Origin of the sequence: Amycolatopsis sp. NPDC058278, assembly GCF_042881395.1 — a bacterium.
Lineage (GTDB): Bacteria > Actinomycetota > Actinomycetes > Mycobacteriales > Pseudonocardiaceae > Amycolatopsis.
In genome coordinates this window covers 16581-35872 of the sequence record NZ_JBHVXZ010000035.1, presented here as the reverse complement: position 1 = coordinate 35872, position 19292 = coordinate 16581, and the positions used below count along the sequence as shown (strand labels likewise).

The following is a 19292-nucleotide window of genomic DNA, read 5'->3' as shown; positions in this document are numbered from 1 at the left end:
AATTGTCAGCCGGAACTCCATTAAACTGCGCGGCGTGATCGTCGTAGGCGGAGAAGCTCTGGTCGACCTGGTTCCCGGCGACCCCTTGGATTCCACTGTGGACGGTGGGCTGCGCGCGCTGCTGCCCCGGCTGGGCGGCGGCCCGTACAACGTCGCGCTGGCCGCCGGACGGCTCGGTGTGCCCGCGGCGTTCCTCTCCCGCGTGTCCACCGACCGCTTCGGCGACGCGATGATCGAACGGCTGCACGCCTCCGCCGTCGACACCTCGCTGCTGCAGCGCGGCGACGAGCCGACGACGCTGGCCGTCGTGGCGCTCGACGCGAAGGGCGCCGCGCGCTACACGTTCTACGTCGAGGGCACCGCCGACCGGCTGGTCGCGGATCCGGGCCCGCTGGCCGAGAGTGTGACCGCGCTCTCACTCGGCACGCTCGGCATGGTCCTCGAGCCCGGCGCCTCGGCGTACGAGGCGATGCTGCGGCGCGAAGCGGCCCGCGGCGTGCTGACCGTGCTCGACCCCAACATCCGCGAGGCGCTCATCACCGACCCGGCCGCCTACCGGGCCCGGTTCGCGTCCTGGCTGCCGGACGTCCGGCTGCTGAAGATCTCCGACGACGACGCCGCCTGGCTCACCGAGGGCGCCGACCCGGTCGCCGCCGCGAAGACGTGGATCGAGTCCGGTGTGGACGCCGTGGTGCTCACCCGGGGGGCCGACGGGCTCTCGGTGATCACCGCCGCAGGTGAGCTGGCCCACGTGCCGTCGCGAAAAGTCACCGTCGTGGACACCATCGGCGCGGGCGACACCGTGCACGGTGCGCTGCTGGCCTGGCTGCACACCCGCGAGGCCACCGACCTGGCCTCCCTCGACGCCGGCGCGTGGCGGGAGGCGCTGGAGTTCGCGGCGAAAGCGGCGTCGATCACGGTGTCCCGCAGCGGCGCCGAACCGCCCACGTCCGCCGACATGGCGTCCACCGTGTGAACCTGGTCCCAAAGGGGCCCTCAGGAGCAACGTCACCGCTGCGCGAAGGCGGGTTTCTCGACTAGCGTAGAGGGGCATTCTTCATACCCCAGCGGGGCGGTGTGCAGCGAGGCGCCAGTGTTTCCTCGCGTGAACACGTGGCTACCTGTGGAACGTACAGGCGCCGCCGGCCCGTGCCCAACGTGAGAGGGACTTGCATGTCCGACGCGACGACTGCGGGGCAGTCCGGCGGAGAAACCGCGAAGCTGACCCTGCCGAGTGGCGAGCACGAGTTCAAGATCGTCCACCCGGTCGAAGGCGCGCCGGGGATCGAACTGGGCAAGCTGCTGGCGCAGACGGGGTACATCACCTACGACCCCGGTTTCGTCAACACCGGGGCCGCGTCGTCCGCCATCGCCTACATCGACGGTGACGCCGGCATCCTCCGCTACCGCGGGTACCCGATCGAGCAGCTGGCCGAGAAGTCGACCTTCGTCGAGGTCTCCTACCTGCTGATCTACGGCGAGCTGCCGACCGAGACCCAGCTGGCCGACTTCACCGAGAAGATCCAGCGGCACACGCTGCTGCACGAGGACCTCAAGGCGTTCTTCAGCGGCTTCCCGCGCGACGCGCACCCGATGCCGGTCCTGTCGAGCGCGGTGTCGGCGCTGTCGACCTTCTACCAGGACTCGCTCGACCCGTTCGACGAGCCGAACGTGGAGCTGTCCACGATCCGGCTGCTCGCCAAGGTGCCGACGCTGGCCGCCTACGCCTACAAGAAGTCCGTGGGCCAGCCGCTGCTGTACCCGGACAATTCGCTCGGCCTGGTGGAGAACTTCCTGCGGATGACGTTCGGCTTCCCGGCCGAGCCGTACGAGGTCGACCCGGACGTCGCGAAGGCGCTCGACCTGCTGTTCATCCTGCACGCCGACCACGAGCAGAACTGCTCGACCTCGACCGTGCGCCTGGTCGGCTCGTCCGAGGCGAACCTGTTCGCCTCGATCTCGGCGGGCATCAACGCGCTGTTCGGCCCGCTGCACGGCGGCGCGAACGCCGCGGTGCTCGACATGCTCGAGGGCATCAAGAACGACGGCGGCGACGTCGCCAAGTTCGTCGAGCGGGTGAAGAACAAGGAAAAGGGCGTGAAGCTGATGGGCTTCGGGCACCGGGTCTACAAGAACTACGACCCGCGCGCGAAGATCATCAAGAACACCGCCGACGAGATCCTGGGCAAGCTGAAGGGCGGCGACCAGCTGCTCGACATCGCCAAGAAGCTCGAGGAGACGGCGCTCTCCGACGACTACTTCATCGAGCGCAAGCTGTACCCGAACGTGGACTTCTACACCGGCCTGATCTACCGGGCGCTGGGCTTCCCGACGAAGTTCTTCACGGTGCTGTTCGCGCTCGGCCGGCTCCCGGGCTGGATCGCGCACTGGCGCGAGATGATCAACGACCCGGCCACCAAGATCGGCCGCCCGCGGCAGATCTACACCGGCCACGCTTCGCGGGACTACACCCCGATGTCGGAGCGCTGATCGTTTTTGCGTAAACGCCCCGCCGTGCACCCGCACGGCGGGGCGTTTATCGTTTTCCGTCGTGACCAGAGAAGCGCCGGTTGTCCTGTGGTTCCGCCGTGACCTGCGGCTCGGTGACCACGCCGCGCTGCTGGAGGCGTCGCGTCACAGCAAGCACGTCCTCGCGCTGTACGTCCTCGACGAGGCGCTGCTCAAGCCGGGTGGCGCGCCGCGGGAAGCGTTCCTCTACGGCTGCCTCGAGAAGCTGAACGAACAGCTCGGCGGCCGCTTGATGCTGGTCCGCGGCGAGCCGGCGGCCGAGGTCGTGAAGGCGGCGAAGAAGATCGGCGCGGCCGCGGTGCACGTCAGCGCCGACACCGGGCCCTACGGCCGCCGCCGGGACGCGTCCGTGGCGAAAGCGTTGGCGGAGCACAACATCGACTGGGTCGGGACGGGCTCGCCGTACGCCGTGACGCCCGGGCGCGTCACCAAGCCGGACGGCGATCCGTACCGCGTCTTCACCCCGTTTTACCGGGCGTGGACCGCGCGCGGGTGGCACTCGCCCGCGGACACCGGACCGTCCCTTGTGGACTGGGTGGAGCCGCCGCGGTCGCTGAAGATCCCGAAGGCGCCCCCGGTTTCCGCGACGCTGCCCGAACCCGGCGAGCAGGCCGCGCTCGACGTTTGGCACGCATTCCTGGACGACGGCATCGAGACCTACGACGAGGATCGCGACCGGCCGGACCGCGAAGGCACCACCCGGCTTTCGCCGTACCTGCGCTGGGGGTGCATCCACCCGCGGACGATCTTGGCGGACCTTTCCGGCGACGACCGCGCCGGCGCGAAGTCGTTGCGCAGCGAGATCTGCTGGCGCGAATTCCACGCCGACGTCCTGTGGCACCGCCCGGAAACGGCGCGGAAGAACTACGACAAGCGCTTCGACGGGATGAAACACGACAGCGACCCGGAGGCTTTCGAGCGGTGGTGCGCAGGCCGTACCGGTTACCCGATCGTGGACGCCGGGATGCGGCAGCTGCTGGCCGAGGGCTGGATGCACAACCGGGTGCGGATGGTCGTCGCCAGCTTCCTGGTGAAGGACCTGCACCTGCCGTGGTGGCTGGGCGCCCGCCACTTCATGAAGCACCTGGTGGACGGCGACCTGGCGTCGAACCAGCTGAACTGGCAGTGGGTCGCGGGCTGCGGCACCGACGCGGCGCCGTACTTCCGCATCTTCAACCCGACGACCCAGGGGGAGAAGTTCGACCCGAACGGCGACTACGTGCGCAAGTACGTGCCGGAGCTGCGTTCCGTCGAAGGGAAGGCGGTGCACAAGCTGAAGGACCGCCCCGCCGACTACCCGGAACCCATGGTCGACCACGCCCACGAGCGCCAGGTGTCCTTGGAGCGCTACGGCAAGATCACGTCGTGACAAGCGGCTTGACGCGCCACACGACCGCGAGCGCGGGATCGCCGGTGGCGCTCGGCTCGATCCGCTCCACGGTCGGACGGCTGCACCTCAGCCACGCAGGGCCTCCGACAGCTTGATGCGGCTGCCGATCCGCAGCACGCTGTTGCCGTAGATCTTCCCGCCGACCCAGGTCAGCAGGGCGACGAGGGCGATGGTCAGCGCCAGCGACAGCCCGATCTCCCAGCCCGCCGCCGCGCCCGTCGAGATGCGGGCCGGCATCAGGATCGGCGACAGCAGGGGGATCAGCGAGACGATCTTCGTCGCCGAGCTCGCGGGGTCCTGGACCAGCAGGTTGAACCCGGCGATGAACCCGACGACCAGGATGATGTTGAGCGGCCCGACCACCGACTGGGTGTCCTCCTGCCGGGACACCAGCGACCCCAGCGCGCCGTAGATGGTGGCGTACAACAGGAAGCCCAGCAGGTACCAGAGCAGGCCCCACAGCACCGCGCCGGTCGCGAAGCCGGACAGGGTGAACACGCCGGTCGCCGCCGCGGCGCCCAGCCCGACCACCGCGAGGATGACCAGCTGGGTCAGGCCGACCAGGCCGAGCCCGATCACCTTGCCCAGCAACAGCTGCCACGGCCGCACGCTGGCGAGCAGGATCTCCACGACCCGGCTCGACTTCTCCTCGACGACGCCCTGGGCCACCATCATCCCGTAGGTGATGATGCTCATGTACAGCAGGAACGCCACGACCAGCCCGACGACCAGCCGCTGCGTCTGGTCGGCCGGCTGCGGCGAGAGGGCGTCGTCACGGACGTGGGTGCCGTTGACCCTGGCCATCACCTCGGCCGGTTCCAGCTGCGCGGACGACAGCACGCCGTCGAGCACCTGCTGCTGGGCGACCTGGTCGAGCACCCGGCGCAGTTCGGTGTCCAAAGAGGACTTGTAGGTGGCGGTAAGCTGGGCCGCGCTGCCCGAGACGAGCGCGTCGACGTCGCCGTCTTCGACCTTCTTCCGGCCTTCCGCCGCGTCGGTGACGACGACCGTGCTGATCTCGCGGCCGGAAAGCGCCGCTTCGGTCTGCAGCTGGCGGGCGATCCCGATCGCCTGGCCGGTCAGCCCGACGGTCTTCTTGTCCGCCGAACCGGCCAGCGACGTCTGGAAGAGGACGTACCCCAGCAGCAGCACCAGCAGTACGCCGGTGCCGACGACGAACGACCTGGTGCGGAGCCGGGTGTTCAGCTCGCGCTTCATCACGAGCCAGACGGCGCGGCGGCCGCTCAACGTCCTCATCGCGCTTCCCCCTTCTCGGACACCGCGTCGCGGAACAGCTCGGTGAGCGAGCGGCGACGGCGGCTGAACTCGGTGACCGGCCCGGTCGCCAGCGCGGCGGCGAGCACGGCCTGGTCGTCCGCGCCCGGTTCGAGGTCGAGGACGGTGGTGGTGCCGTGCTGCTCCAGCACGCGCACGCCGGGCAGGCCCGCGGCCCAGCCGTTGCTCGCGGCCGGCGCGGTCACGACGAGCTTGCTGCGCGCGCCCGCGGTCAGCTCGTCGACCGTGCCGACGGCGACCATCCGGCCGTCGCGGATGATCCCCACCCGGTCGCACAGCCGCTCGACGAGGTCGAGCTGGTGGCTGGAGAACACGACCGGCACGCCCGCGGCGGCCTTCTCCCGCAGGACGCCGCTCATCACGTCGACGGCGAGCGGGTCGAGGCCGGAGAAGGGTTCGTCGAGCACCAGCACGGCGGGGTCGTGCACCAGCGCCGCGGCCAGCTGGACGCGCTGCTGGTTGCCGAGGCTGAGCTTCTGCACCTCGTCCTTGCGGCGCTCGGCCAGCCCGAGCCGGGTGATCCAGTTCTCGGCGTTGCGGTGCGCTTCGCCGGCGCTGAGCCCGTGCAGCTCGGCCAGGTAGACGAGCTGGTCGAGCACCTTCATCTTCGGGTACAGCCCGCGTTCTTCCGGCATGTAGCCGATGTGCGTCCGGGTTTCGTGCGTGACCGGTTCGCCGCCGAACCGGACCTCACCGCCGTCGGCGGCCAGCACGCCCAGCGTGATCCGCATGGTGGTGGTCTTGCCGGCGCCGTTGCTGCCGACGAAGCCGAACAGCTCGCCGGCGCGGACCTCGAACGAGACGCCGTCCAGCGCGACCTTGGCGCCGTAGCGCTTGGAGATCCGGTCGATCTCCAGTGTCCCCTCAGGCATTCCCCATCCCCTCCTCGAAATCCTCGGGGTCGTCGTCCGGCAGCGACCAGCCCAGCACGACGGCCGGGATGGTCGTGCCGGTGACCAGCAGCGCGGACAGCATCATCGCGGCGCTTTCCGGGGTGTCGGCGACGACCAGGCCGTAGCACATCGCGATCAGCATCAGGTAGCTGAGCGCCTGGTAGCCGATGTAGGTGACGCGGTGGCGCCACTCGCGCTCGCGTTCGTCCAGCAGGCGCGAGAAGCTGCCGCTCATCCGCCCGGTCAGGACGCGCAGCGTCAGGAACGCGAAACCGCCGACGACCAGCCCGGTCAGCCAGAAGGCCGGGAAGACCCAGCGCGGGTCCGCTTTGAACTGGGTGGCCCCGGCGACCAGCGCGAGGTCGGCGAAGACCAGCACGACGACGAGCGTCCGGCGGTGCTTCCGCGTGCGCCAGCCCGGCAGTCGCCGGGCGCGCTTCCGTTCGGCTTCCTCCAGCTTGCCGAGCTGGCGTTCCCAGTAGGCCGCGAGGCGGCCCGGCTGCTCGGTCATGCTCCCCCCTCGCGGTAGACCTGGGTGGACAGCGGCGTGAACGGCTCGCGGCTGAAGACCGCCTCGACGGGCAGGTCGAACACCGCGCAGATCCGGAACGCCAGATCCAGGCTCGGATAGTGGTCACCGCGTTCGAGCGCGCCGATGGTCTGTGGATTGACTTCGACGGCGCTCGCGAGCGCGGCTCGGGTCATCCCGCGCTCCGCCCGGAGCACGGGAAGCCGGTTGTAGATCGGCAGCTCCTTGCCGCGTCTGACCGGACTCATGGCACTAACTGTTGCAAAAACCCAACGGGACGTCAAATCAAGAGAACATCAAGTCCGGTCGACGCAGTCCGCTCAGAGGAGGCCCGCCAGCGACTTGTCGACAAGTTCCGCCACGCGCGGCGTCGCGGCCTCGGCGTCCGGCGGGATCAACGACAGCCGTGTCCGGCGCTCCAGCACGTCCTCGACGTCCAGTGCGCCCTCGTTCCGGACCGCCCACACCACCTCGGCCGCCGTGATCTCCGTTCCCGGCGCCACCGGGGCCGCGAACTCCGCGTCCACCTCGCCCAACGCCGCCACGCGCGCTGCCTCCGTGCCGTACCGGGCCACCAGCCGGGGCGCCGCGTCCACCAGGGACAACTCCGGCCGGGGAGCCGCCCCCAGCAACGGCAACCGGGCCGTGCGACACGGTGAAGCGGCAAGTCCCGTCAAGCGCAGCGCCGCGTCGACGGCGTCCTCGGCCATCCGGCGGTACGTCGTCAGCTTCCCGCCCACCACCGTCAGCAACCCGTCCGGCCCCGCCAGGACCGCGTGCTTGCGGGAAAGATCCGCCGACCGGCCGCTGGTTCCCTCGACCAGGGGCCGCAGCCCCGCATAGGACCCGGCGACGTCCGCCCGGGTCAGCGGCCGGGCGAGTACCGACGAAGCCAGCGACAACAAGAAGTCCACATCGGACTCGGGAACCGCCGGCACGGACGGGATCGGTCCGGAGAGCGGCTCATCGGTGAGTCCCAGGTAGACCCGGCCGTCCGGCTGGGGGAGCAGGAAGACGAACCGGTTGGTCTCGCCGGGCACGCCGATGTTGACCGACGTCGTCCCCATCGGGACCGTCCCCGGCGCCAGCACCAGGTGCGAACCGAGCGAGGGCCGCAACCGCACCGAACCCGTCAGCGTGCCCGCCCACACGCCCGTCGCGTTGATCACCTGCCGTGCGTGGATGTCCACAGTAGAGCCGGAAAGGCCGTCGCGCACCTGAACCCGGTCCGCCGAAAGCGAAGTGGCCGACAGCCGCGTGAGGATTCGGGCGCCGAACGACGCCGCCGTCCGGGCGAGGGTGACCACCAGACGCGCGTCGTCGACCAACGCGCCGTCGTAAGCCAGCAAGGCGCCGCGCAGGCCGTCGGCGGACAGCCCCGGCGCCAAGGCCAAGGCCAGCGGCGCCGGGACCGGCCGCGGCCCCGGCAGCACCGACGACGGCGTGCGCGCCGCCCGGCGCAGCACGTCCCCGGCGCGCAAACCGGCCGCGACCACCCGCTCCTGCACGCGGGAAGTGCTCGGGTACAACGGAAACAGCTGCGGCATCGCGCGCGTGAGGTGTGGTGCCGTCCGGGTCATCAGGATCCCGCGCTCCACCGCGCTCTCGTGCGCCAAGCCGAGTTCGCCGTGCGCCAGGTACCGCAGGCCGCCGTGGACCAGCTTCGACGACCAGCGCGACGTCCCGAACGCCAGATCGTGCGCCTCCACCAGCGCCACCGACAGGCCCCGCGAGGCCGCGTCCAGTGCGATACCCGTGCCGGTGACGCCGCCGCCGACCACGACGAGGTCGACGCGCTCGCCCGACGCCAGCGCCGCGAGCTCGCGTTCGCGGCGCCGCGCGTTGAGCGAGCCGGACGTCATGGCCGCAATGCCGCGTCGAGCACGTGGGTGAACTCCGCCATCAGCGCCGCCTCGTCGACGTCCGCCGTGGCCGGCCGCAGGGAGAACGCGAACGACTGCACCACCAGCAGCACCGAACGGGACTGCACGGCGACCGGCGCCCGCCGGATCGAGCCGTCCTGGTGGCCGGCCTCCAGGAGCTGGTGCAACGCCTGCTCGGCGAACTTCTGCGTCGCGCCGAGCCGCTCCACGATGTACGGGAGGACGAGCTCGGGGTCGACGTCGAGCAGGGTGCGGAACAGCGGGTCGGTCGACAGCGCGCGGACCCCGGCCGCCGCGATGAGCACGAGCCGGTCGCGGCTGTGCGCGGCGTCGGCGCCGCCTTCGCTCGCCGTGCGCAGCAACCCGCTGAACTCGCGGGTCATCAGGGCGGCGAGCACGCTGCGGACGTCGGGGAAGCGGCGGTAGACCGTCATCCGGCTGACGCGGGCGGTGCGGGCGATTTCGGCGAGTGTGGTGCGGCGCACACCGGCGGCCAGCACGCACGAGCGCGCGGCGTCGAGCAGCACGTCATCGGCCACCCGTGTCGCCGTCTGGCGGTTGCGGGTGTCCGCGAGCGCGGAGGAACCCGCCGTCTGCGTGGTGTGACGTTTTACGTCCATATGTCACACTGTAGTCGTGAACGCTCTCATTGACCACCGCCTCCGCCGGTCCTGGACCGAGGAAGCCGCCGGCGCCGCCCCGCTGCCCGCGCGGGCGGCCAAGTGGCTTGAACAGCGTATCGGCCAGACGGCCCCCGGTGCTGCTCCGACGGGCGATTTGCCGGTGGAAATACCGTCACCGAAACTGGCGAAACCTGCTGAGGAAGCGCTTGCGGAAGTGGTCGGCGCGGAGAACGTGCTGGTCGACGCCGCGGCCCGGCTGGCGAGGGCGACCGGACTGTCCTACCTCGACCTGCTGCGGCGCCGTTCGCCGTCGGCGGAGTTCCCGGTGCCCGACGCGGTCGTCCTCCCCGCCGATCCGGACGAGGTCCAGGCGGTCCTCGACGTCTGCGTCCGGCACGACGTCGGAGTGGTGCCCTTCGGCGGCGGAACGTCGGTGGTCGGCGGTGTCGCCGCACTGCGCGGCGAAAAGACGTCGGTGATCGCGCTGGACCTCCTCCGGCTCGACGCGCTGGTGTCGGTGGACGCCGAGTCGCGCATCGCCGTCCTGCAGGCGGGCGTCCGTGGGCCCGAAGCCGAGCGGCTGCTCGCCGGGCACGGCCTGACGCTCGGGCACGTCCCGCAGTCGTTCGAGCGCGCCACGATCGGCGGCTTCGCGGCGACGCGCTCGGCCGGCCAGGCGTCGTCGGGCTACGGGCGGTTCGAGGACATGGTCACCGGCGTGCGGCTGGCCACCCCGCGCGGCCCGTGGAAGCTCGGCGTCGCCCCGGCGTCCGCGGCCGGGCCGGACCTGCGCCAGCTCGCGATCGGCAGCGAGGGCACGCTCGGCGTGATCACCGAAGTCGCGCTGCGGGTGCGGCCGGCGCCGCCGGTCCGCCGTTACGAGGGCTACGCGCTGCCGGGCTGGGCGGCCGGCGCCGAAGCGGTGCGTGACCTCGCGCAGCACCACGTGCTCGCCGACGTCACCCGGCTGTCCGATGGGGACGAGACCGAGGTGTCACTCGCGCTGAACGCGGGGGTGAAGACGGCGGTGCTGCGCCGCTACCTGGCCGCGCGGGGCGTGCGACGGCCGTGTTTCCTCATCGTGGGCTGGGAAGGCACCGCGCACGACGTGGCGCTGCGCCGCCGTGAGACGACCCGGCGGCTGAAGGCCTCGGGTGCCGTGCGCGTCGGCAAGGCGCTCGGCGAGTCGTGGCGGCACGGCCGGTTCGCCGGGCCCCGGCAGCGGGACACGTTGCTGGACATGGGCATCTGCGTCGAGACGCTCGAAACGGCCGCCTATTGGTCCAATGTGGACGAGCTGCGCGACGACGTCCGCGCGGCGCTGACGGCCGCGCTGGGCCGGGCGATCATCATGTGCCACATTTCGCACGCGTACGAGACGGGTGCGTCGCTGTACTTCACGGTGCTGACGGCCCGCGACGAAGCCGACCCCGCCGGCCAGTGGCAGCGCGCGAAGGCGGCGGCCTGCGAGGCGATCACCGGGCTGGGCACGATCTCGCACCACCACGCCGTCGGCGTCGACCACGCGCCCTACCTGAGCGCGGAGATCGGCACGCTGGGCGTCGAGGTGCTGCGCGCGGCCAAGTCCGCCGTGGACCCGACCGGGATCCTCAACCCCGGAAAGCTGGTGTGACGACTTCGCAGGGCACGCCGTGGCCGTCGGCCGCGACACCCTGCAGCCGCGCCGCTTCGGTCTGCGGGACGTCGGAGGTGCGCACCGGCGCGCCGTCGACCAGCAGGGGGTAGCGGATCGGCGCGGCGCCGACGTACGTGTGGACGTCGGTCAGGCGCGTGCCGTCTTCGAGGGTGATGTGGGGGTCGGTGAGCCGGGCCAGGTGGTAGCGGGTGCCGCGGCCTTCGCAGCGGTCCAGGACCGCCAGCTGGTCCGGCGTCACGAACCAGATGGCGTGCTCTTCGACGCCCGGCAGCGCGGTGAGGGTGGCCGGGCGCTGGTCGTCGACCACGCGGAAGCCGGCGGCCCACACGGCGGCGAGGCCGGCGCAGCGCGCGTGCGCCACGACGACCGGGCCTTCGAGGCCGAGACGGGCGCGCAGCCAGGTGATCTTCGACGGGTTCGCGTTCGAGCCGTAGGCCAGCACGGCCATCCGGTCGCGCCAGCCTTCGGGGGCGGCGTCGAGCGGGTGCCCGGCTCCGTCGACGTGCACGAACGAGTGGCCCGGCCGGGCCCCGGGATAGGGTTCGGCCGGATACTCGTCGTCGGTGAAGAGGGTCAGAAAGTCACCACGCTGCGCAGGACGTCACCGTGGTGCATGCGCTCGAAGGCCTGCTCGACGCCGTCGACGCCGATGCGCTCGGTGACGAACTTGTCCAGCGGCAACCGTCCCTGCAGGTAGAGGTCGACGAGCATCGGGAAGTCCCGGCTGGGCAGGCAGTCGCCGTACCACGACGACTTGAGCGAGCCGCCGCGCGAGAAGAAGTCGATCAGTGGCAGGTCGTCCAGCCGCATTTCCGGCGTCGGGACGCCGACCAGCACGACCGTGCCGGCCAGGTCGCGCCCGTAGAACGCCTGCCGCCAGGTTTCGGGACGGCCGACGGCGTCGATGACGACGTCCGGGCCGAAGCTGTTGGTGGCGTCCTGCATGGCTTCGACGACCTGCGCCTCGGACAGGCCCTTGCTGTTGAGGGTGTGGGTGGCGCCGAAGTCCTTCGCCCAGGCCAGCTTGCGGTCGTCCATGTCGATCGCGACGATCGTGGTGGCACCGGCCAGCTTCGCGCCGGCGATGGCGGCGTCCCCGACCCCACCGCAGCCGATGACGGCGACCGAGTCGCCGCGCGTGACGGCGCCGGTGTTGATGGCCGCGCCGAGCCCGGCCATGACACCGCAGCCGAGCAGCCCCGCGACGGCGGGCTCGGCTTCCCGGTTGACCTTCGTGCACTGTCCACTGTGGACGAGGGTCTTTTCGAGGAAGGCGCCGACGCCGAGGGCGGGCGACAGCTTGGTGCCGTCCTGGAGCGTCATCGGCTGGGTGGCGTTGAAGGTCGAGAAGCAGTACCACGGCTTGCCGCGCCTGCAGGCCCGGCAGGTGCCGCAGACGGCGCGCCAGTTGAGGATGACGTAGTCGCCCGGCTCGAGATCGGTGACGCCTTCGCCAACGGCCTCGACGACCCCGGCGGCCTCGTGGCCGAGCAGGAACGGGAAGTCGTCGTTGATCCCGCCTTCGCGGTAGTGCAGGTCGGTGTGGCAGACGCCGCAGGCCTGGACGTTCACGACGGCTTCGCCGGGACCGGGATCGGGCACGAGGACGGTCTCCAGCGAGACGGGCTCGCCCTTCGCCCGCGAAACAACCCCCTGGACCTCGTACGGCATTCGAACCACCTTCCGGCTGCGCTGCTGGTCGACCGCAGCTAATCACGGATCATGCGGAGATGGCGACATCCGCATGAGTGAGGTTCGGTGGTCAAGGCGCAACTAGTTGCGTGGTGCGCAACTAGTGAGCCGGGGGTCGCGGGCGGGGGGCTTCACCTGGACTGGTCGGCGCGGCGATCGGCGGCGTGGGTGTCGGTCGGCGCGGCGGCTCGGTGGGTGGCGGCTCGGCATTCGGGGTGCGGGGTTGGCGGGTGCGGCGGGCGGTGGTGCAGGAGTCGGGGTACGGCGGCGGGCGCGGGGTCGGTCGGCGCGGCGGGCGGCGGTGCGGGGGCCGGTCGACATGGCGGCCCGGCGGTGACGGCTCGGCGGGCCTTCGGCCACCGCCGCGGCCCGGCGGACCGTGCGCCACCTGGTTTCGCACTCGGCGAGTCATGCGAAGCGCCGGACCTCCGGCCCCCGGTTTCCAGCTTACCGAGCACCACCGACAGTCTCCGGCGGTTCCGGGAGCTCCATCGACGCGAGCTTCACCGGGTCCGCCACCGACGCGATGCTGACGATCCGCCCGTCCACCACCGTGAACGCCACCACCGACAGCGGTGTCCCGTCCGCGCGCCACGCCACCACGCCCGGCAGGCCGCCGACCAGCACCGGCCGGCCGGCCGCCGCCGCGCCGATGCGGGCGCCCGCCGCCACGTTCGTCGCTCCCAGGACCACCACCACTCCGTCCGGCGTGTCGACCGTCAGGCGGACCTCCGGGTCGAGCACGCGCAGCAGTTCCTCGAAGTCGCCGTCGCGGGCCGCCGTCAGGAATGCCTGGACCACCTCGCGCTGCGAAGAGCCGGTCGGGCGTGAAGGTGTTCGAACCTTCTTGCGGGCTCGGCTGGCGAGCATCTTGGCCGCCGCCGTGGACTTGCCGAGGATGCGGCCGATCTCTTCGAACGGCACCGCGAACAGGTCGTGCAGGACGAACGCCAGCCGCTCGCCCGGGCCGAGGGACTCCAGGACCACGAGCAGCGCCAGCCCGACCGAATCGGCGAGCTCCGCGTCCGCCTCCGGGCCGTCGTCGACCGTCACGACGATCTCTTCGTACGGCGCCTCGGGGCGGGCCTTCCGCGAACGCAGCACGTCCAGGCTGATCCGGCCGACCACCGTCGTGAGCCAGCCGTCGAGGTTCTCGATCGACGCCGCGTCCTGGCGCGACAGCCGCAGCCAGGCCTCCTGCACCACGTCCTCGGCGTCGGCGTGCGAACCGAGCACGCGGTGGGCCACCGCGCGCAGCCGGTCGCGCTGCGCTTCGAACGTCTCGGCCAGGGTGTCGGACATGGTCGTTACCTTCCTCGCTTCTGCTCCGTCGTGGACATGACGGGCCCGGAGGGGCACAGGTAACCGATGGAGGAACGATGGAACCACGGCTGAAGACCCGAAGCGATCCCGAGGTGACCGGCGCGGTTCAGCAGCTGTTCAAGGTGGTGCACGCCGCCGGCGTCGATCCGCTGCTGCTGGAGCTGGTCCACCTGCGGGCCAGCCAGATCAACGGCTGCGCCCCGTGCGCCTACGCGGGCGTCCAGTCGGCGAAACGGCAGGGCGAGACCGACGACCGGCTGCACAGCGTCGTCACCTGGCGCGAGACGCCGTTCTTCACCGAGCCGGAGCGGGCCGCGCTCGCGCTGACCGAGGCCGCCACGCGGATCCAGGACGGCCAGCCGGGCGTGACCGACGAGATCTGGGCGGCCGCCGCCGAGCACTTCGACGAGCGGCAGCTGTCCGCGATCGTCACGCACATCGCGCTGACCGGTTTCTTCAACCGGATCAACCGCGCGATCCGGGAGCAGGCCGGCAAGACCTGGTGAAGTCCGGCGGGGCGCCCGCGAGGCGCCCCGCCGGGCCGGCGTCAAGCCGGCGTGATGATGTACGCGATGCCGCCGGGACCGCCGGCGACACTGCCGTCGGCGCGGTAGCGCTTCGTCCGCTGCCAGATCTTCTCGAACTGGTCCCGCTTGTAGACGTTGCGCACCCGGTCGTTGCTGCTCGACGCCGGGTCGTTCGCGATCACGTCGCCGTCCTTCGTGAAGCCGACGACGACCATGATGTGACCCGACGTCCCGTAGCCGGCGCCGTCGAGCTCCGACGACAGGAACGACTGCGACGTGATCACCGGGATGCCGCGCGCGATGTAGTTCTCCAGCTCGTTCAGCGAGTGCAGCCGCGTGATGTGGCCGCGCAGCCCGCGCGACGCCGCATAGGCGGTGTTGAACGGCCAGTTGCCCGTGCCGTCGTACGCGTGGTCGTAGGTGTAGCGCGCCGCGAACGCCACCTGCGGGTCGACGTAGTCCGCCGGGATCCAGGCCAGCTCCGCCGCCGACGGCTTCTTGCCCCAGTACTCGGCCACCATTTCGGTCGACGTCGGGCTGCACCAGGCTTCGCCGCCCCCGCCGTACTGCGGGAACTGTCCCTTGTGGAGGTTCTGCGCGTACGCGGGCACCTTCAGCTCGATCCCGGTGGCGCGTCCGGGCTTCGTCGGCTGCACCTCGAAGCGGTCCGGAACGGCCGAAGTCATCGCGCCCAGCAGGCTCACCGACGGCGTCGCACCCGAGCCGGCTTCGCGGTAGAGGCTGACCCGGAGGTGGTACGACTTCAGCGTCACGCCGGTCTTCGTGACCAGCGTGTCGACGTCGACCAGCGCGTTCGCGTCGTCCTGGCCGTCGATGCTGGTGCGCAGGATGTCGGCGTCGCCGCTGGCCCAGCGGCCCAGCACGTACCACGCGGTTTGGGCGCCCGCCGACGTCCGGGCCTGCGCCTCGACCTGCAGCCAGGTCTTCGCGGGCGTCTTCGCGTTCCACGACGCGACCAGCTGCGTCGCGCCGAAGCCCTGCCGGTACTCCGGTGACGTCCACTGGCCGTACTCGTACGTTCTGGTCGTGCCCAGCTCCGGCTCGGTGTGCTCCACCGTGCCGATCGGGCGGGCCAGGCGCAGGCCGTCGTGGGTGAGCGCGACCCCGGCGAAGCCGCCTTCGTGGAAACGGCCGCCGGTCCACTCGTGGTAGTCGATCGCCTCGTCGTCGCGCGGGCGGACGGGCCCGGCCTCGGCGACGTGCACGGTTACCGCAGACAACACGACCACTGACAATAAGGTGAACAACTTGCGTACGCGCATCGCGGCTCCCTGATCGGCCCCCAGTAGCCAGGAATTTTCGCCGCTCCGGCCGGGCCTGTAAACAGGTACCTACAGGACGGCCTGCGTCTGTGTCACTTTCGCGACCAACTTGCCGTCGTCGTCGTGGATTTCGGTCTCCACCACGACGAACTTGCGGCCCGCGTGCAGTGGTCTGGACGACGCAACGGCGTAGCCCGAACGCACCGCGCGCAGGAAGTTCGTCTTCGATTCGACGGTCGTCGTGCCCTGGCCGCCCTCGGGCAGGTTGAGGAACGCGCACACGGCGCCGGTCGAGTCGGCCAGCGCCATGAGCGCGCCCCCGTGCAGCGCGCCGCCGAGCGTGCAGAGGCTCTCGTCCCACTTCAGCCGGCTGCGGACGAGCGCGGGTCCGTGCTCCATGACCTCGACGCCGAGGCGTTCGGAGAACGGCATGGAGCGGTGGAAGAGCTGGGTGCCTTCGGGGTCGGTCATGCTCCGCAGCTTGCCCGAAGATCCGGGGCCGGGCGATTACCTCCGGCGTAACCTCAGCTCAGCGGGTTGACGAGCAGCAGTTCGGTGTTGTGGTCCTCGGCCGCGCCGACCCGGCCGAGGTCGGTGTGGATGTCGTTGTAGGAAAGCTCGCGGTACAGCGACGCGAGCGCCTGTGGCGTCCGGGCGTCGTAGTCCACGGCGTACGGCGCTTCGGCTTCGATGAGCGTCGTGAACAGCGACAACGTGCCGTCGGCGTTGTCGGCGACCTCGACGATCCGGGCGTGCTGCGGGAAGTCGACGTGCGACGCGGTGTTGATCTCCCAGAAGCTCTGCTGCGGGGTGGTCCCGGTGTGCGGCGTGATCTTGTTGAGGTGCGTGTGGCCGTTGACCCAGGCCAGCACGTTCGGGAACCGCTTGAGCAGCGCGACGAAGGCGTTGCCGTCGAGGCGCGGGTCGAGCAGGTGGCGCGAGTCCGGCAGCAGGTTGCCCATCGAGCCGCTGGTGTGGTGGCTGAAGAGGAGGAACAGTTCGTCGGTGACGGCGTGGGTGACCTTGCGGCCGAAGAAGTCGTAGTAGGTCGAACTATTGCGCTTCAGCGTCGACTCGACCCAGGAGTACTGCGCGAGCCCGATCGAGCCGTCGGCGAACCCGGCGTCGGTGGTGGTGTCGAGGCTGATCCCGGTGATGCCCGGCGCGATCCGGAAGGTGTAGTAGACGTTCTGGCCGTCGGCGTTGGCGCTGGTGAAGCCGTGCCCCACCGGGCCGGGGCCGGTGTTGGCGGCGTCGAGGTGGGCGCGGACGAACTCGCCGGTGCCGAACGGGCGCCGCCGCGCGTCCGGCGTGACCTCGCGGATGGTGCCGCTGCCGCCGAACAGTTCCGCGACCGGGACGCCGGAACCCTTTTTGATCGCGTCGGCGAGCTTCTTCGCGGTGGTCTCGTCCTTGCCGATGACCTTGTACTTCCCGGTGTACCAGGCGTCGATCCCGGGGATCTGCGCCGGCAGCGAGCCGACGATGCTGTCGTCGTGGTTGCCGAAGGTGCAGAACCACGGGACGTCGAGGCCGGGCGCGGTGAAGGTCTTCATGCCCGCTTCGAGCAGGCCGGGGAGCTGTGGGAAGCCCTTCGCCGAGTACTTGTCGCCCACGCCGGGGATCGAGGGGTTCCAGTACTCGTCGTTGCCGGAGCTCTGGACGCCTTCGTACGCGTTCGCGTCGCCGGAGTTCGGGGTGACGGTGCCGCCGTTGAGGACCTTGAGGAACCAGTCGAGCTCGATCAGCTCGTGGTTGTCGGTGTTGTCGCCGGTGGTGACCATGAGGTCGAACGGCCGCCCGGTGAACGGGCCCTGCCGCACGCTGTTGACCCGTTCGACCAGCGCGCTGGTCGCGACGGTGCCGAGCGCCTCCTGCGGCCGGTGCGCGGAGCCGATGAACGGGTGCAGGTACTCGAACCGCGCGGGGCTTTCGGCGTCGGTGATGTGCAGGTCGGTGAACTGCACGAAGGCCGACAGCGCCCGGCGCCGGTCGTCGCGCCCGCTCTTCGGGGCGGCGAGTTCGCCGCGCACGACGAGCGGCCACCCGGGCCCGGCGGACAGCCGCGAGTAGGTCGCGGTACCGCCCCCGGTGGCGACCTGGTCGAGCGTGGTGCCGGTGGTCGTGACCGAGCGGGTGCTCGTGAGCCGGAGCGCGCGGTCGAGGGCGTTCGCGGTGGGCGTGCAGAGCAGGAGCCCGACACCGGCGGCGCCCGCGGTGGCGAAGGTGCGCCGGGTGAGTTCGGCCATGAGTTCGCTCCCCAGTCTTCTCGGTTGACCGGCACCGTGCCGGACCCGGGTGGACGCGAGGTGAACGTGAAAAACATTCACCGTGACAGTTGAGTTCACCTTGTCACAGGTGCTGGGGAGGGGTGTACCGCCGAAGGTTGTGGTCATTTCCGCCGCTGGCGTGCGGCCACCGTCAGCAGAAGGCGCCGCACGTGGTCACGGCGGTGGCCGCGGTGAGGAAGATGATCACCACGATGACCGCCGGGATCATGGCGATGCCGCCGCAGACCAGGCCCGCGATGCCCATGCCGCGGCCGGTGTACCCGGGCTGGGTGCTCTGGCGCAGGCCGGCCCAGGACAGCCCCATCGCGACCAGGCCGAGGACCACGTCGCCGATCGGGATCCAGAAGCCGAGCAGGGCCAGGATCCCGACCACCATGCCGGCGACGCACAGCCCGCTGGTGCGCAGCATCGGGTACGGGCCCGGCATGGCCGCGTACGGCGCCGGGTACGCCGGTACCGGCGCCGACGCCGGGTACTGCGGGTCGTCCGGGTTGACCGGCGGGTAGGGGGTCGAACTGGTCATCACGCACCTGCTTCCTGAGAGACGTCCCCAAGTCGCCGCCGGATCGCCGCGTGTTACGAGCCGCCCAAACCGGACTCGGCCACCCCGCGCACCAGGTACCGCTGCAGGAACGCGAACAGCAGCACGATCGGCAGGATCGACACCGCCGCCGCCAGGAACAGCAGGTTCAGCTGCGGGTTCTGCGCCGTCAGCAACCCCGACAGCGCCACCTGGACCGTCCACGAATCCGGTGACTGGGCGATGATCAGCGGCCACAGGAACGCGTTCCAGCTGCCGATCACCGTGATGACCGCGATCGCCGCGAAGAAGCCCTTCGAGTTCGGCACCACGATCCGCCGGAACACGCCCCACCGGCTGAGCCCGTCCACCCGGCCTGCCTCTTCCAGTTCACGGGGGAAGTCGAGGAAGTATTGCCGGAACAGGAAAACGCTGAAGGCGCTGAACAGCCCGGGGATCACCAGGCCGCGGAAGTCCGACAGCCAGCCCAGCGACGAGACGACCACGAAACTCGGCACGAACGTCACCGACGTCGGGATCATCAGCGTCGCCAGCACCGCGTAGAACACGATCCTGGAATGCCGGTACGGGATCCGCGCCAAGCCGTAGCCCGCCATCGAGCAGACCACGAGCAGGCCGACCGTCTGCAGGGTCGCGACCAGCGCCGAGTTCAGCAGGCTGCGGGCGAACGGGACGTCCGACAGCGAGAACAGCCGCGCGAAGTTCTCCCAGTGCACTGTGGACGGAAAGAACGTCCACTGTGGAGAAGTCAGGTCCGCTCGCGAGGCCAGGCCGTTGCGCAGGAGCAGGTAGAACGGCAGCAGGAAGAGAACCGCCGCCACCGACAAGCAAGCCC

At 70.7% G+C, this 19292-nt stretch carries 19 protein-coding genes; 5 read left to right on the top strand and 14 right to left on the bottom strand.

The window, feature by feature from the left end; genetic code table 11:
- The first annotated feature begins 34 nt into the window (after positions 1–34).
- The 3 genes from ACFVYA_RS19890 (at position 35) to ACFVYA_RS19880 (ending at position 3898) form a co-directional block, all read left to right on the top strand.
- A complete protein-coding gene (locus ACFVYA_RS19890) occupies positions 35–976 on the top strand; it encodes a carbohydrate kinase (RefSeq protein ID WP_387046787.1) in 942 nt (313 codons plus the stop codon).
- Between the two features lie 197 nt (positions 977–1173).
- Complete coding sequence (locus ACFVYA_RS19885; protein ID WP_285986680.1) at positions 1174–2490, top strand: citrate synthase; 1317 nt, start codon at positions 1174–1176, stop codon at positions 2488–2490.
- Between the two features lie 61 nt (positions 2491–2551).
- Positions 2552–3898 carry a cryptochrome/photolyase family protein gene (locus ACFVYA_RS19880; protein ID WP_387046784.1) on the top strand — a complete coding sequence of 449 codons (1347 nt, stop codon included), beginning with the start codon at positions 2552–2554 and terminating at the stop codon, positions 3896–3898.
- Between the two features lie 87 nt (positions 3899–3985).
- Here ACFVYA_RS19880 and ACFVYA_RS19875 read toward each other — a convergent pair whose 3' ends face one another.
- The 6 genes from ACFVYA_RS19875 to ACFVYA_RS19850 form a co-directional block, all read right to left on the bottom strand.
- Entirely contained in the window at positions 3986–5176 is a 1191-nt protein-coding gene (locus ACFVYA_RS19875; protein WP_387046783.1) for an ABC transporter permease, read from the bottom strand.
- The gene (locus tag ACFVYA_RS19870; RefSeq protein ID WP_387046782.1) at positions 5173–6087 is read right to left on the bottom strand and encodes an ABC transporter ATP-binding protein; all 915 of its coding nucleotides are present in this window, start codon (positions 6085–6087) and stop codon (positions 5173–5175) included. Before ACFVYA_RS19870 ends, ACFVYA_RS19875 begins: the two co-directional genes overlap by 4 nt.
- Positions 6080–6619, bottom strand: a complete 540-nt coding sequence (locus ACFVYA_RS19865) for a DUF6498-containing protein (RefSeq protein WP_387046781.1) — start codon at positions 6617–6619, stop codon at positions 6080–6082. The genes ACFVYA_RS19870 and ACFVYA_RS19865 overlap by 8 nt, the downstream gene beginning before the upstream one ends.
- Positions 6616–6885, bottom strand: a complete 270-nt coding sequence (locus ACFVYA_RS19860; RefSeq protein WP_043776467.1) for a helix-turn-helix transcriptional regulator — start codon at positions 6883–6885, stop codon at positions 6616–6618. The genes ACFVYA_RS19865 and ACFVYA_RS19860 overlap by 4 nt, the downstream gene beginning before the upstream one ends.
- A gap of 72 nt (positions 6886–6957) precedes the next feature.
- On the bottom strand, positions 6958–8499 hold the full coding sequence (locus ACFVYA_RS19855) for a glycerol-3-phosphate dehydrogenase/oxidase (protein ID WP_387046778.1): 1542 nt from the start codon (positions 8497–8499) through the stop codon (positions 6958–6960).
- Complete coding sequence (locus ACFVYA_RS19850) at positions 8496–9059, bottom strand: TetR/AcrR family transcriptional regulator (protein WP_387046853.1); 564 nt, start codon at positions 9057–9059, stop codon at positions 8496–8498. The genes ACFVYA_RS19855 and ACFVYA_RS19850 overlap by 4 nt, the downstream gene beginning before the upstream one ends.
- A 97-nt stretch (positions 9060–9156) precedes the next feature.
- On the opposite strand from ACFVYA_RS19850, the gene ACFVYA_RS19845 reads away from it, so the two are divergent.
- Positions 9157–10776 carry an FAD-binding oxidoreductase gene (locus ACFVYA_RS19845; protein WP_387046776.1) on the top strand — a complete coding sequence of 540 codons (1620 nt, stop codon included), beginning with the start codon at positions 9157–9159 and terminating at the stop codon, positions 10774–10776.
- Here the strand turns inward: ACFVYA_RS19845 and ACFVYA_RS19840 are convergent.
- The 3 genes from ACFVYA_RS19840 to ACFVYA_RS19830 form a co-directional block, all read right to left on the bottom strand.
- Complete coding sequence (locus ACFVYA_RS19840; protein WP_387046774.1) at positions 10754–11308, bottom strand: gamma-glutamylcyclotransferase family protein; 555 nt, start codon at positions 11306–11308, stop codon at positions 10754–10756. The genes ACFVYA_RS19845 and ACFVYA_RS19840 overlap by 23 nt on opposite strands.
- 65 nt (positions 11309–11373) lie before the next feature.
- Positions 11374–12471 carry an S-(hydroxymethyl)mycothiol dehydrogenase gene (locus tag ACFVYA_RS19835; protein WP_387046772.1) on the bottom strand — a complete coding sequence of 366 codons (1098 nt, stop codon included), beginning with the start codon at positions 12469–12471 and terminating at the stop codon, positions 11374–11376.
- 468 nt (positions 12472–12939) lie between these two features.
- Positions 12940–13794, bottom strand: a complete 855-nt coding sequence (locus ACFVYA_RS19830; RefSeq protein ID WP_387046770.1) for a sigma-70 family RNA polymerase sigma factor — start codon at positions 13792–13794, stop codon at positions 12940–12942.
- Positions 13795–13871: 77 nt separating this feature from the next.
- Between ACFVYA_RS19830 and ACFVYA_RS19825 the strand changes: the two genes are divergently transcribed.
- Entirely contained in the window at positions 13872–14321 is a 450-nt protein-coding gene (locus ACFVYA_RS19825; RefSeq protein WP_387046768.1) for a carboxymuconolactone decarboxylase family protein, read from the top strand.
- Positions 14322–14362: 41 nt separating this feature from the next.
- Here ACFVYA_RS19825 and ACFVYA_RS19820 read toward each other — a convergent pair whose 3' ends face one another.
- From ACFVYA_RS19820 to ACFVYA_RS19800, 5 genes are all read right to left on the bottom strand, one after another.
- Entirely contained in the window at positions 14363–15625 is a 1263-nt protein-coding gene (locus tag ACFVYA_RS19820) for a peptidase C39 family protein (protein WP_387046766.1), read from the bottom strand.
- Positions 15626–15694: 69 nt separating this feature from the next.
- The gene (locus tag ACFVYA_RS19815; protein WP_387046764.1) at positions 15695–16096 is read right to left on the bottom strand and encodes a PaaI family thioesterase; all 402 of its coding nucleotides are present in this window, start codon (positions 16094–16096) and stop codon (positions 15695–15697) included.
- Between the two features lie 53 nt (positions 16097–16149).
- The gene (locus tag ACFVYA_RS19810; protein ID WP_387046762.1) at positions 16150–17874 is read right to left on the bottom strand and encodes a TIGR03767 family metallophosphoesterase; all 1725 of its coding nucleotides are present in this window, start codon (positions 17872–17874) and stop codon (positions 16150–16152) included.
- A 172-nt stretch (positions 17875–18046) separates the two neighbouring features.
- Entirely contained in the window at positions 18047–18439 is a 393-nt protein-coding gene (locus ACFVYA_RS19805) for a DUF4190 domain-containing protein (RefSeq protein WP_387046759.1), read from the bottom strand.
- Between the two features lie 53 nt (positions 18440–18492).
- Positions 18493–19278, bottom strand: coding sequence for a carbohydrate ABC transporter permease (locus ACFVYA_RS19800; protein ID WP_387046757.1), 786 nt, complete (start codon positions 19276–19278; stop codon positions 18493–18495).
- Positions 19279–19292 lie beyond the last annotated feature (14 nt).